Source organism: Arthrobacter sp. TE12231 (genome assembly GCF_054062895.1).
This window is the reverse complement of the sequence record NZ_JBSSFS010000001.1, coordinates 3931887-3944889: the sequence shown is the minus strand read 5'-3', so window position 1 is coordinate 3944889 and position 13003 is coordinate 3931887. Positions and strand designations below refer to the sequence as shown.

Below are 13003 nucleotides of genomic sequence, written 5' to 3'. Positions count from 1 at the left end.
TCGCGGATCCCCGGCGGATTACGGCCGGCGTGGCCGCTGTGGTTGAGTGGTTGCATGCCATTTCGCTGGTCCGGCCGGGCCTCCCAGACGCTATCCGCGGCGGCGATGAGCGCGCTGTTGCTCGCCAGTGCCGCCAAGCACTTCCGTGAACCCGAGTTCTTCCACCCGGTGGTCCCGGACATGCTGTGCCGTGACGATTCCGGCGGGCAGTCGAACGGCCCGCTGGCGGTACTTTCACGTGAGGAATGGGTGGCGGCGAGCGGCCTGCTGGAAGCGGCTGCCGCCGTCGGGCTCCTGATCCCGGCCACGCGGCCGGCCGCCGCCGTCGGAGTGACGGCGATGTTCGCCGCGTTCCTGGTCGGCCACGTCGACGCCCTGCGGAAGGCCTACGGCCCGGACGGCACGCCGGGCCGGCGCCGGCTGCACACCGTGCGCCTCCCGCTTCAAGCGCCCCTGATCGCATGGGCCTGGACCCTGACGCGGCGGGACCGGCGGCGGTGAAAATCCTGCAGTCACCGGCAGTACGCATCGGCCTGTCGATCAGCATCGCCACCGGCCTCTACGGCGTCTCCTTCGGCGCGCTCTCTGTAACTTCCGGCCTTGATTTCTGGCAGACCATGGCGTTGAGCCTGCTGCTGTTCAGCGGCGGCTCGCAGTTCGCCTTCATCGGCGTGGTAGCCGGCGGCGGGTCCGGCGTCGCGGCCATGAGCGCCGCGACGCTGCTGGGCATGCGCAACGGTATCTACGGGATGCAGATCAACGCCCTGCTGCAGCCGCGCGGGTGGCGCAGGTTCGCCGCGGCCCAACTGACCATCGACGAGTCGACCGCCACCAGCACGGGACAAACGGACCCGGCAGAGCAGAAGCGCGGATTCTGGACCGCCGGGATCGGCGTGTTCGTGCTCTGGAACCTGTTCACGGCCCTCGGCGCGCTGGCCGGCGGTGCGCTCGGGGACCCCAAACAATGGGGACTCGACGGCGCCGCCGTGGCAGCCTTCCTGGGCCTGCTTTGGCCGCGGCTCAAAGGCAGGGAACCGGTGGCCATCGCCGTGGTCTGCGCGCTGGCCACCGTGCTTGCCGTGCCTTTCGTGCCCCCGGGCGTGCCGATCCTCGTCGCCGCCGTCGTGGCGGCCGGAATCGGCTGGTTCAGCCATGGCCGCAGCGACGAAGGCCTTGAGCCCGACGTCGACCCCTACGCCGAACACCACACGCACCACCACAGCGGCCACTCCGGAGAGCACTCCGGCGGCCGCCCTGAAGACCGCACTGGAGAGAACGCATGAACCTCTGGATGTGGCTGATCCTCTCCTGCCTGCTGGCGTATGCCTGGAAGCTGCTCGGCTACCTGGTGCCGACCAGCCTGCTCCGCAATCCGCGGATGTCCAGGATCGCCGGGACCATGACGATCGGGCTGCTGGCATCCCTGACGGTGGTCAACGCCGTCGCCTCCGGCCAGTCACTCGCTCTGGACGCCCGGCTGGGCGCACTGGCCGCGGCGGCCGTTGCGTTGTGGTTCCGGGCACCGTTCCTGGTGGTGGTGATCGCCGGTGCCGCCGCGGCCGCCGGCCTGCGGCTGCTTGGCTGGGACTGACTCCTTCGGCGGCAACCCTCGTCGGGGACGCTCGGCGGGGACGCTTGGCGGGGACGCTGGGCTGTGCCAAGGACCGGCCTGCGTCTGCCCGGGCGAACCCGTTGACGCGAATTTGCCTACGTGACGCGGGGTGGGGCGGGAATGGTCTTTAGTCCCTACTTGCTGCCGGTATCGCGTGGGACCATTCGAACATGAGTGAACATGACGACCCGGAGGCTGCGGAGCCACGCAAAGATCAGCACTCCAAGCAGCACGAGCCGTTTGTTTCCGCAGGGGCTGAATCCACCAGGGAACTGCGAGAGATGGCGCGACGTCGCCGGGAAGCTGAAGAGAAGCTGCAGCACCACCTTCTCGAGGCCAAAGAAAAACCGGTCGAGGAATAGTGCCGGGCGCCCGGCTGTCCGAGCACCTCCAGGATCTGGTGCTTGAAAATGCCAGCATCGACGAGTTCCTGCAGGAATTGTCCGGCGCAATTGCCGAGTTTGGTGAATCCGTGGCAGGCTGCCGGATGGTCAGTTCGGTCCGACTTGTCCGCGACCGGCAGCCGGCCGTCCTGGCCGGCAGCGATCCCGCGGCGCTGGCACTGGAGCAGCTCCAGGAGCGCGCGGCGGGGCCGGCCCTGGATGTCCTGGAGACCGGCCGGGCAGCCCTGTTGGCCGGCGGCCCGACGGAGCCGAGGCTGGACCGTTACCGGCGGACGGCGGCCCGGTGGGGTATCCATAGCGTCCTCAGCGTGCCGGTGGCCCTGGACCAGGGCGCCGCGGCCGCCCTGACGTATCTCGCCGCCGACCCGGACGCCTTCGACGATGGGGCGGCCGCCAGTTGCGAGGCGTTTGCCGCCACCGCCGGGAAGTCCATGCGCCTGGCCGTGCGCCTGGGAACCGTCCAGGACATGAACGCCGATCTGCTCCAGGCCATGAAGTCGCGCACCACCATCAACCTTGCATCCGGCATCCTCATGGCCCAGAGCCGGTGCTCGCAGGCCGAGGCCTTCACCCTGCTCAGCAAGGTCTCGAACAACCGCAACGTCAAGCTCCGGCTCGTGGCTGAGGAGATCTTGCGCCGGTTTGAGTCCGGACCCTACTCCACCGACTTTGGCACCCGGGCCTGAAGGCGGCAGCACCAAACAGCGGGGGCGGGCCCGCCGGCGGGTCAGCCGGCGTCGTCGACTTTCACGATGATCTTCCCCCGGGTGTGGCCCTCCATGTTGAGCCGGAACGCTTCGGCGGCCTGATCCAGCGGGAACGTCCGGGCCACCTCGACTTTGAGCCGGCGTTCGTCCACCAGCCGCGCCAGGCGCTCCAGGTCGGCCCCGACGGGATTCACCCACATCCACGTGCCACCGTGCTGCTCCACCGCGCTGTCCGCGATGGAGGCATGCCGTCCGCCCTCGGCGAGGACCGCCAGGGTGGTGTCAAGGTTGTCGCCCACGAAGTCGGCAACGACGTCGGCGCCGCCGGGCGCCAGCGCCCGGACACGGTCCGCCAGGCCCTCTCCATAGGTGACCGGTTCCGCGCCGAGGGCACGGAGGAAATCATGGTTCTTTTCGGAGGCGGTCGCAATCACGCGGGCGCCGAGCGCAGCCGCGATCTGGATTCCCAGCGAGCCCACGCCGCCGGCGCCGCCGTGGATCAGGACAGTGTCTGCGGCCTTGACGCCCAGCCGGGTCAGGACCTGGTAGGCAGTCAGCCCGGCGAGCGGAAGCCCTGCCGACTCGTCCCAGTCCAGGGATTCCGGTTTCCGGGCCAGGAGCCGCTCCGGCAACGCAATGTACTCGGCGAAGCTGCCGCCGTGGACGAAGTCCTTGCGGCCGTAGGAGATGACTTCATCGCCGGGCCGGAACTCCGGGGCGTCGATGCCCACGGACTCGACGACCCCGGCCACGTCCCAGCCTGGAATGGCCGGGAACTGAAGGTCCATCATCGAGTCGAGGTAGCCCGCCATGATCTTCCAGTCGACCGGGTTCACGGACGCCGCCTTGACCTTCACCAGGACCATTCCGGGCCCCACTTTCGGCAGGGGCTGTTCCGTCAGTTCAAGGACGTCCGGGTTTCCGTACTGGCTGTATGTCATCGCTTTCATGATGTACGACAACCACTTCCCGCGCGATGGTATTCCGGTGGTCAGGCGGCCGTCCCGAGTCCGGCGAGCCGCAGCATGACGGCCAGGCCTTCCGGGGTGCCGGGCCAGTGGCGCCGGACGGCGCCGGCGCCGGCGCGGGCCACCACCGAGCGCAGCACGAGTGCCACGATCACGACGTCGTCCGCGTATCCGATCACCGGTATGAAATCTCGAACGAGATCGATGGGGGAGGCAAGGTAGATGAGCAGGAGAGCCAGCCGAACCCGGACCCCGACCGCCACCGAGCGGTCGGCCAGCAGACGTCGGATGAGCCGCAGCAGGTCCGGCAGCAGCCGCAGGGCGTCCTTCATGGTGACGGTCTCGGGGTGCCGGCGGGCATAGGCCCACAGCAGCAGCAACAGGATCCCGTAGATCACCAGCACGCCGCCGATGACCCCGGCGAGGGTTTCCCATCCCATAGGCAAGAGCTTACCTAGCCAGGGATGCTTCGCTAGCCAAGAATGGCGTCGAACGCGGTGCCCGGCAGCGGAGCCTGGGGCGGGAGCGCCCGGTCCGGCCGCTCCGTGCGGATGGCGTCCTCGACCAGCGCCACGGGACGCCGCCACGCGTCGGATCCTGGCTCCATCGTGTCCACGACGCCGATCAACATGGCCAGCAGCCGGATCATGTCCGTCATGGAAATATCGCTGCGTAGGGTGCCCTGGCCCTGCCCTCGGCCCAGGAGCACGGCGATGGATTCGATCAGGCCCCCGGTGATCCCGGTCAGCAGCCCGCGCCGGCCTGCGACGGCGCCCAGGAGGTTGGCTTCCTCGCTGGCAACCCGCATGGTGGCATCGATGACCCGGAAAAGTCCGGCGGCGGCGTCCGGATCGGCCAGGGCCTGGTCGATGGCAGGATCGACCTGGAGCCGGAGCTGCCGGTTCAGGGCCGCGAGCACCAGTTCTTCCTTATCCGCAAAGTTCCGGAAGAGGGTGGCCGGCCCCACCCCGGCCGTGACGGCGATGGTCTGCAGCGGCACTTCGGGCCCGTGCTCGCGGAAGCATTGCCGGGCCGCGGAGATAATTTTGTCCACGTTGCGCGCGGCGTCGGCGCGAAGCGGCCTGCGGTCTACTGCCCGGTTCATTTGCCTAGGTTAGCAATGCGCGCGGCGAGCGAAGCGGTTACCGCCGGGTAGTGCGTTATGTGACGAGTTCCGCCCCAAATCCGCGCGCCCCGGTGACGGAAGCGCGTGAAAGACTGGTCCGGGCAGCCCGAAAATTCCCCCGGCTGTCCGGACCGAGTGAAGGGACCCATCACATGCTCGTCGCATTCTCCGTAGCACCCTCCGGCGACCCCGCCAGCGGCCAGGCGCCCGGTGACGCCTCGGTCCACGACGCCGTCGCTGCTGCCGTGCGGATCGTCCGGGAGTCCGGGCTGCCCAACCGGACGAGTTCCATGTTCACCGAGATCGAGGGCGAGTGGGACGAGGTCATGGACGTCGTCAAACGGGCCACCGACGCCGTGGGCGCTTACGGCTCCCGCGTTTCGCTGGTCCTCAAGGCGGACATCCGGCCCGGGTACAGCGGCGAGCTGACCGGGAAGGTCGAGCGGCTGGAAAACGCCATCGGCGGGCAGGGTCCAGTAGGCCAGGAACTGTAGCGCCGGGGCGGGCCGGCTGGGACACTGGGGGCATGATCGAGCATCAGCCCGCCCCCGGCTGGGTTGCCGTGGAGAACTTCCTCGCCGACGTCGTGGTCCGCCCGGACAGTGCGCTTCAGCGCGCCGTGACCAGCGCCCTCGAGGCGGGCATGCCGCCTATCGAAGTGGCACCCAACGCCGGCAAACTCCTGAAGCTGCTGGTCCAGCTCTCCGGCGCACGGCGAGTCCTGGAGATCGGCACTCTGGCCGGCTTCAGCACCATCTGGATGGCCCAGGGACTGCCAGCCGACGGCCGCCTGGTCACCTGCGAGTACCTCCCCAAGCACGCCCGTATCGCGCGCGCCAACATCGACAACGCCGGCCTGGGCCACAAGGTGGACATCCGGATCGGGGCGGCGCTGGACACCCTGCACGCGCTGGAGAGCGAGGCCGGGCCACCCTTCGACTTCGTGTTTATCGACGCCGACAAGGAAAACAACCCCCACTACCTGGACTGGGCCATCCGGCTCGGGAGGCCCGGCACCACCATCGTGATGGACAACGTCGTGTGGGAAGGCGCCGTGCTGGACGCGTCCATGGACACGGTGAACGCCCCGGGAATCATCAGTGCGCTGCAGATGCTCGGCGACGACGCTCGGCTGGACGGGACCGTCATGCAGACCGTCGGTTCGAAGGGCTGGGACGGGTTCGCCCTCGCGATCGTCCGCTAGGTAGGGCCGGCCGTGCGAGATGCTCGCCGTGCGAGAAACTGCCGGGCAAGAGGCTGCCGTGGCGTGGCCGGGGCACCCAACACCAAGTGCTAAGTATGCTTAGATTGCTTGGCGGCGGCCCGGCGGGCAGCCGCTGACGCGAAGGACTGGAAATACGCAGCCCGGACGTTCACCTCCCACAATCGCACAGCCCGAAGGAAAACAGGCAGCCGAAATGAACGGGACCCCGACCCCCCACCAGCCCCTCCCCGCCAGGACCCGTCCTGTCATGATGGGCCCCGCCACGACAGGCCCCTCCAGGACAAGTCCCGCCACGTTCAGCCCGGTCAGGATCAGTTCCGCTGACCCGGACCTGCACGCGATCGGCCCTTTGCTGACCGGTGCGCAGGCCGCCGTCGGCGATGTCCCGGCCCTGCTGGACCTCGCCAAAGCAGCAGCGGAGACGGCGCCAAAGCCAGGGGAGGGCCGGACCGCGTTCCTGTGGGAGATTCTGGCCGCCGTGACCGCCGTCGACGTCGCCGCAGGCCGGGTCCTGGAACCGCACCTGGACGCCGCCGCGATTCTGCGGCAGGCAGCGGGCGCGGCCGCGGGGGAGGGCCGGGACTGCCCGGACTTCAACGGGATCGGCTTTGAGGGCGCCTGGGGCGTGTTCGCGGCCGAAGCCCCGGGACTCCGGCTGGAGGCAACTGAGGCCGACGGATGCTTCCGGCTCCACGGCTCCAAGCCCTGGTGCTCGCTGGCCGCACAACTTGACCATGCGGTGCTGACCGCTCACGTCGAGGGCGCCGGCCGCGCCGCGTTCGCCGTCGACCTCCACGCCGAGGGTGTGAGCTTCGCCGATCCTGAGTGGACCAGCCGGGGCCTGCGGGAAATCCCCAGCGGCACGGTGCACTTCGATGGTGTCCCGGCCGTGCCGCTGGGAGGAACCGGCTGGTACTACCAGCGCCCCGGCTTCGCCTGGGGCGGCATGGGCGTGGCCGCCTGCTGGCTGGGCGGCGCCGTCGCGGTTGCCCGCAGCTTCACCGCATCCCTACAGAAAGCTGCCGACGGCGGACGGGAACCGGACCAGATTGCCCTCGCGCACCTTGGCGAGATTGACCGGACCCTGGCCGCCCTGACCGGGTACCTGGCGCAGACCGCCGCCCGGATCGACGCGGGGGAACTCTCCGACGCCGGCGCATGGCGCGAGGCCCTGCGGGTGCGGGGAACCGCGGCCGCCGCCGTCGAACGCATCCAGACGCTCGTGAGCCAGAATCTGGGGCCGGCTCCGCTCGCCTTCGATGAGAGCTACGGAAAACGGATGGCGGATCTGGCCCTGTACATCCGCCAGCACCACGCCATGCGCGACGACGCACAGCTGGGCGCCCTCTCACTGAACGGAAACGCCCCATGGTGAGCTTCACCCATGACGACCCCGGGACCAGCGAGGCAGTATGGGCTACCGGCGGTGCGGCGGAGCTGCCGGAGCTGCCACTGGATCATGGGGAGCTCGCCGGCCGGGCGTTCATTGTCCTGGCCGCCCACCCAGACGACGAGACGCTCGGGGCCGGCGGGCTGCTGGCCCGGCTGCACGCCGTCGGCGCCGCCGTCCGGGTGCTGTTGTGCACGGCAGGGGAGTCCTCGCACCCGGGTTCGCCGACGACGACTCCGGAGCAGCTGGCAGCGGTCCGGCTGCAGGAGTTCGGCGGCGCCATGACGCAGCTGCTTGGCGGCCGGGAATGGCAGTGCCTGGGCCTGCCCGACGGCAAACTCGCCGAACACCGGGAGCAGATCCGCGCCGCAGTCCACGAGGCGGTCAGCGAGGTGTCAACCGCGTGCGGGGCCGCCGCCGGCGACGTGGTTCTTGTAGCGCCCTATCGCTCGGACGGCCACACCGACCACGACGTCCTCGGATCCGTAGCCGCCGACTTCAGCGCCGCGGAGGGCTGCGCTCTTCTCGAATACCCCATCTGGTACTGGCTGTGGGCCGCACCGGACGCTCCCGTCTCCACCGGCGACCCGGCTGATCCTGCATCCTCCACGGGCTCCGCCGCTGCGGCGTGGCGCGGCTGGTTCCGGCTGCCGCTGACCCCGGCCGAGCAACAGGCCAAGGCCGCCGCCATGGCGGCGCACAGATCCCAGGTCCAGCCGCTTTCCGGGCTGCCGGGCGATGAGGTGCTCCTGCCGGCGGCTTTTCTGGCGCACTTTGAGCGGCCATGGGAGACGTTCGCCTGGTACCCGGCGAGTGCCCCGTCCGGGCATGTCCCGTCCAGAGTTGTCCCGTCCAGGGATGCCCCGTCCGACGGCGGGTCCCCGCACCCCTACGCCGCGCGCGACGCAGAGCGACTCTTCGATGCCGTCCACGCCCGGGAGGAGGATCCCTGGCAGTACACCTCGAGCTGGTACGAGCACCGCAAGCGTGCCCTGACGCTTGCCGCGCTGCCCGCGAGCAGCTACGCGGCCGGGTTGGAGATCGGCTGCTCGATTGGAACGCTGAGCGTGGAGCTCGCGCCGCGGTGCGGAAGTTTCCTGGCCGTTGACGCCAGTAGCACCGCCCTGGACCACGCCGCCCGGCGGCTCGCCCACCTGCCCGCGGCACAGACGCGCCACCTGACAGTCCCTGACGAGTGGCCCGACGGAGCGTTTGACCTGATCGTGGTCTCAGAGGTGGGGTACTACCTCTCGCCGGCAGAGCTCGGCGCGCTGCTCAACCGGATCCAGGACGCGCTCCGGCCCGGCGGGACCCTGGTGCTGTGCCACTGGCGGCACCCCGTTTCCGGCTGGGAACTGGACGGCGACGCGGTCCACGCCGCGGCCCGGCGCCAGCTGGGCTGGGCCGGCGGCGGGATCTACCGGGAACGCGACTTTGTCCTCGAGGTGCTTCTTGCGCCGGACACCGTGCCGGACCGCGGCGCCCGCGAACGGGGACGGTGACCGGGGTGGCAGCACTGGCATTGCCGCTGGCGCGCGGGTACGGCATCGAACGGGTTGCCGTCGTCATGCCCGCGCACAACGAGGAAGAGCACCTGGAGGACGCGCTGCGGGCCTTTCAAAAGTCCGCGGACGCCCTGCACAAGGTCCGGCCCGACGTCGACGTCCGATTGACGGTGGTGCTGGACAGCTGCACGGACGGATCCGCCGCCACCGTGGCCGGTTTTGCCGGCGCAGACCGGCGCATCGGTGCCCTGGAGGTCAGCTACCGCAGCGCCGGTGCCAGCCGGGCCGCAGGAGCCCGGGCGTCGGGCATCGGAATGCCCCTGCGACGGCCGCCGGGGCAGCGCTGGACGCCGCCGGCTTGGGCCGGCCGGACCTGGCTGGCCAACACCGACGCCGATTCCAGGGTGCCGGAGAACTGGCTGGTCCGCCAGCTTGAGTTCGCCGAGGCAGGTGCCGATGCCGTACTGGGATCCGTGGAGCCGGACCCGGCCGGAATGGACCCTGAGTTGCTCCGGCGGTGGCGGGAGCGCCACCCGTTCCATGAGGACCATCCCCACATTTACGGTGCGAATTTCGGCGTCCGGGCGTCCGCCTATCTGGCCGCCGGAGGGTTCGCACGGATCACATCCGAAGAGGACCGGGCCCTCGTCCACGGCCTTCGCAGCCGCGCTTTCACGGTCACGGCGACGGACAGCAACCGGGTGGTGACCTCCGGCCGGACCCACGCCCGGGCACCGCACGGCTTTGGCACCTACCTGCGGAGTCTGGACCGGATGCCGCCGCCACCAGCCGGCTGACGATTCACCGACCCCGGGACCCGTTGACGCCGGGACTCATTGACGCCGGGATCGGGCCCCTCCACACTGATAACGTGACCGACGCTGCCAACGAACCCAGCATCAACCAGGTTGTTGACCGCCTGGCGGCCCGTTTCCCGCACGTCCCCCGGGTACACATCGCCGGGATTGTCGGCGAGGAATTCGAGGCCCTGGACGGGGGCCGGATCAGGACGTTCATCCCCACCCTGGTTGAACGGGGTGCCCGCGTGCGGATCCAGAGAGAATTCGGAATGAGCACCGCCGGCGACTAACGCGCCCTGGCAGCCTAGAGTTCGCTGTATACGCGTCAAATCGCCGTAAAGTTCCGGCGAGCCCGCACCATTCCGGCGATTTCGACGGCGGCAGCCAGGCGGGACCGGCCCGGCGGCCGTGGACAGCGGACCTTTGGCCCTTACCGGCCCGGGCCACCGGCAGGATGCTCGACCCATGAGGTACCTGATCAGGGCCGGCGCCCGGCGGTGTCCGTGAGGGGCGGAGCGCGGGCGTGAACCCCGGTGCGGGGCAGGACTCGCTGTCAGCCGTAGCCGGCCTCAGCGCGGACGAGGCAGATCGGCGGCTGCAGCAATTCGGCGCCAACAAACTGCCCGAACCCCGATCGGTCCCCGGCTGGCGGAGGCTTCTGGCCGAGCTGACCCACTTCTTCGCGATCATGCTCTGGGTGGCGGCCGTCTTCGCATTCATTGCCGGCATGCCACAACTGGGGATCGCCATCATCGTGGTGATCGGGGTCAACGGGGTGTTCGCCTACATCCAACAGGAGCGGGCCCAGCACGCCGCCGCCAAGCTCCGCGAACTGCTCCCCGCCATGGTGTCCGTGCGCCGAGACCGCCGCGTCATCAAGGTCCACGCCACCGAACTGGTTCCCGACGACGTCGTGGTGCTTGTGGCCGGCGACCGCGTCCCCGCGGACCTCCGGCTGGCCGTTGCCACCAGCTGCGAGGTGGACGAGTCGATGCTGACAGGCGAAAGCGAGGCCGTGGTCAAGTCCCCGGGCGACACCGCTTTCGGCGGCACGTTCCTGGTCAACGGGCAGGCCGAAGGCGTGGTCCTGGTGACGGGAGGCCAGACCAGGCTCGCGGAAATCGCGGCCCTGACGGGCAACGTCGAAGCCCCGACCAGCCCGCTGGCACTGGAACTGCAAAGAATCGTCCGCATCACCGCCTCCATGGCCCTGGGCATCGGTGCGCTGTTCTTCGTCATCTCGCTCCTTGTCGGCATTTCCTGGCGAGATGCCTTCCTGTTCGCCATCGGGGTGGCCGTCGCGCTCGTTCCCGAAGGCCTGCTTCCCACGGTCACGCTCTCCCTGGCTGTCGGTGCGCAGCGCATGGCCAAGCGCAACGCCCTGGTGCGCAACCTGCAGGCGGTGGAGACCCTCGGCTCCACCACGTTCATCTGTACCGACAAGACAGGCACCCTGACACAGAACAGGATGAACGTCGTCGAGGTCTGGACCCCGGCTGGGCTGCTGACCATCGACGGCCAGGGCTACGGCCCCGAAGCCGATATCACCGGCACCGGCACGGAGGACGCCCGTCAGCTCAGCGTCGCGGCGCGCGCCGCCTCGGTGGGGCGGGCCGTCCTCCACGAGGACCGGTGGATAGCAGAGGGCGACCCGATGGAGGCCGCGATCGACGCGCTCGCCGCCCGCCTCACGGCCGTCCCCGCCGAAGGGCCCGCTGACCGGGGCGAACACCGGGAGCAGCCGACGCCGTCGCACCGGTTCGCGTTCGACCCCCGCCGGCTGCGGGAATCGGCAATCGTCGGCACCACCCTCTACGTGAAGGGCGCCCCGGAATCGGTGATCCCGCTGTGCACCGGAGACGGCACGTGGGCTCCATCCGGGGCGGGGGCTTCGGGCGCGCGCCGGGCGCTGGGCATGGTCGACGAGATGGCCGCGCGCGGCCTGCGCGTGCTCGCCGTCGCCCAGCGCAGCCTGCCCGGGGCACCCGGCGCCACGTTCCGGCTCGAAGACGCGGAGGCCGGGCTGACGCTGATGGGCCTGATGGGCCTGCACGATCCTCCCCGGACCGAGGTGAAGGTGGCCCTCCAGGCCGCCCGCGACGCCGGCATCAAAGTGGCCATGGTGACCGGCGACCACGCCTTCACCGCCGCCGCCATCGCCCGGGAGACCGGGCTGCTCGGCGCCACCGAAACCGTGCTGCAGGGACCGGACCTGCCCGAGGACGACGCCGTCCTGGCGGCCCTGCTGGACCGTGACGGAGTGGTGGTCAGCCGAGTGACGCCGGAACAGAAACTCCGGGTGGCGCGCCTCCTGCAAGGCCGCGGGCACGTCCTGGCCATGACCGGCGACGGCGTCAACGACGGCCCGGCGCTGCAGCAGGCCGACATCGGGGTCGCCATGGGCCTGAGCGGCACCGACGTCGCCCGTGAGGCCGCCGACCTCGTGCTGCTCGACGACGACTTCGCCACCATCATTGCCGCGGTGGAACAGGGCCGGGCCACCTACGCGAACATCCGGCGCTTCCTGACCTACCACCTGACGGACAACGTCGCCGAGCTCACCCCCTTCATCATCTGGGCCTTGTCCGGCGGCCACTTCCCGCTGGCGCTGGGCGTACTGCAGATCCTTGCCCTGGACATCGGCACCGACCTGCTGCCCGCCCTCGCCCTGGGCAGCGAGGCGCCCAGCAAGGGAACGCTGAAGCGGCCGCCCGAGCGCCGGCATCTGATGGACCGGGCCCTCATATTCCGGGTGTTCGGGCTGCTGGGACCGGTGGAGGCCGTGATGGAGATGACCGCGTACACGGTGGTGCTGCTGGGCGCGGGGTGGCGGCCCGGCACGGAACTGCCGGCCATGGACGTGCTCATGGCGGCCTCCGGTGCGGCCTTCACAACGGTCGTCCTGGCCCAGTTGGCGAACGCCTTCGCCTGCCGCAGCGCCACCGTCCCGCCCTGGCGGCTGGGCTGGTTCACCAACCGGCTGTTGCTGTGGGCCGTGCTCGCGGAGCTGGGTCTGCTGTGCGTGTTCCTGTTCCTCGGTCCGGTGGCGGCGCTGCTGGGCCACGCCCCGCCGACGCCTGGAGGGCTGGCGGTGGCTCTGGCCGCTGTCCCCGCCGTCCTGATCGCCGACTGGCTGTACAAGATCGTCCGCCACCGCCGGGCCGGTTCACCGGCCGGCGGCCCCGGAACGGTCGGCCCCGGAACGGCCGGGGGCGGCACGCGGGTCCAAAGCCCCTGACCCCGGGACACCGGTCCCGCGCAGTATG

Annotated in this window: 15 protein-coding genes; 12 read left to right on the top strand and 3 right to left on the bottom strand. The window is 70.1% G+C overall.

The features are described 5' to 3' along the window. The first annotated feature begins 54 nt into the window (after positions 1 to 54). The 5 genes from ACVWYS_RS17635 (at position 55) to ACVWYS_RS17615 (ending at position 2702) form a co-directional block, all read left to right on the top strand. Complete coding sequence (locus ACVWYS_RS17635; RefSeq protein WP_344361320.1) at positions 55 to 501, top strand: DoxX family protein; 447 nt, start codon at positions 55 to 57, stop codon at positions 499 to 501. Continuing rightward, the gene (locus tag ACVWYS_RS17630) at positions 462 to 1283 is read left to right on the top strand and encodes an AzlC family ABC transporter permease (protein WP_456510150.1); all 822 of its coding nucleotides are present in this window, start codon (positions 462 to 464) and stop codon (positions 1281 to 1283) included. Before ACVWYS_RS17635 ends, ACVWYS_RS17630 begins: the two co-directional genes overlap by 40 nt. Continuing rightward, on the top strand, positions 1280 to 1591 hold the full coding sequence (locus ACVWYS_RS17625; protein ID WP_456510149.1) for an AzlD domain-containing protein: 312 nt from the start codon (positions 1280 to 1282) through the stop codon (positions 1589 to 1591). Before ACVWYS_RS17630 ends, ACVWYS_RS17625 begins: the two co-directional genes overlap by 4 nt. A 191-nt stretch (positions 1592 to 1782) precedes the next feature. Continuing rightward, a complete protein-coding gene (locus ACVWYS_RS17620; protein WP_091250248.1) occupies positions 1783 to 1974 on the top strand; it encodes a hypothetical protein in 192 nt (63 codons plus the stop codon). Further along, positions 1974 to 2702, top strand: coding sequence for a GAF and ANTAR domain-containing protein (locus tag ACVWYS_RS17615; protein WP_456507691.1), 729 nt, complete (start codon positions 1974 to 1976; stop codon positions 2700 to 2702). The genes ACVWYS_RS17620 and ACVWYS_RS17615 overlap by 1 nt, the downstream gene beginning before the upstream one ends. 41 nt (positions 2703 to 2743) lie before the next feature. Here ACVWYS_RS17615 and ACVWYS_RS17610 read toward each other — a convergent pair whose 3' ends face one another. From ACVWYS_RS17610 to ACVWYS_RS17600, 3 genes are read right to left on the bottom strand one after another with little or no spacing between them, the layout of a single operon-like run. Continuing rightward, entirely contained in the window at positions 2744 to 3673 is a 930-nt protein-coding gene (locus tag ACVWYS_RS17610) for an NADP-dependent oxidoreductase (RefSeq protein WP_116765513.1), read from the bottom strand. A 41-nt stretch (positions 3674 to 3714) separates the two neighbouring features. Further along, positions 3715 to 4131, bottom strand: coding sequence for a YkvA family protein (locus tag ACVWYS_RS17605; protein ID WP_456510148.1), 417 nt, complete (start codon positions 4129 to 4131; stop codon positions 3715 to 3717). 32 nt (positions 4132 to 4163) lie between these two features. Then, on the bottom strand, positions 4164 to 4796 hold the full coding sequence (locus ACVWYS_RS17600) for a TetR/AcrR family transcriptional regulator (RefSeq protein ID WP_116765515.1): 633 nt from the start codon (positions 4794 to 4796) through the stop codon (positions 4164 to 4166). A gap of 173 nt (positions 4797 to 4969) precedes the next feature. On the opposite strand from ACVWYS_RS17600, the gene ACVWYS_RS17595 reads away from it, so the two are divergent. The 7 genes from ACVWYS_RS17595 (at position 4970) to ACVWYS_RS17565 (ending at position 12975) form a co-directional block, all read left to right on the top strand. Continuing rightward, positions 4970 to 5311: a thiamine-binding protein gene (locus ACVWYS_RS17595; RefSeq protein WP_344361304.1), complete on the top strand. Its 342-nt coding sequence runs from the start codon at positions 4970 to 4972 to the stop codon at positions 5309 to 5311. A gap of 32 nt (positions 5312 to 5343) precedes the next feature. After that, complete coding sequence (locus ACVWYS_RS17590; RefSeq protein ID WP_344361302.1) at positions 5344 to 6021, top strand: O-methyltransferase; 678 nt, start codon at positions 5344 to 5346, stop codon at positions 6019 to 6021. A gap of 271 nt (positions 6022 to 6292) precedes the next feature. Then, entirely contained in the window at positions 6293 to 7417 is a 1125-nt protein-coding gene (locus ACVWYS_RS17585; protein WP_456510302.1) for an acyl-CoA dehydrogenase family protein, read from the top strand. After that, entirely contained in the window at positions 7411 to 8934 is a 1524-nt protein-coding gene (locus tag ACVWYS_RS17580) for a PIG-L family deacetylase (RefSeq protein ID WP_456510147.1), read from the top strand. The genes ACVWYS_RS17585 and ACVWYS_RS17580 overlap by 7 nt, the downstream gene beginning before the upstream one ends. Continuing rightward, the gene (locus ACVWYS_RS17575) at positions 8931 to 9734 is read left to right on the top strand and encodes a glycosyltransferase (RefSeq protein ID WP_456510146.1); all 804 of its coding nucleotides are present in this window, start codon (positions 8931 to 8933) and stop codon (positions 9732 to 9734) included. Before ACVWYS_RS17580 ends, ACVWYS_RS17575 begins: the two co-directional genes overlap by 4 nt. A 74-nt stretch (positions 9735 to 9808) precedes the next feature. Next, positions 9809 to 10027 (top strand): three-helix bundle dimerization domain-containing protein, encoded by a 219-nt coding sequence (locus ACVWYS_RS17570; RefSeq protein ID WP_456510145.1) that lies wholly within the window; start codon positions 9809 to 9811, stop codon positions 10025 to 10027. 233 nt (positions 10028 to 10260) lie between these two features. Beyond that, positions 10261 to 12975: a cation-translocating P-type ATPase gene (locus tag ACVWYS_RS17565; protein WP_456510144.1), complete on the top strand. Its 2715-nt coding sequence runs from the start codon at positions 10261 to 10263 to the stop codon at positions 12973 to 12975. Positions 12976 to 13003: the final 28 nt, after the last annotated feature.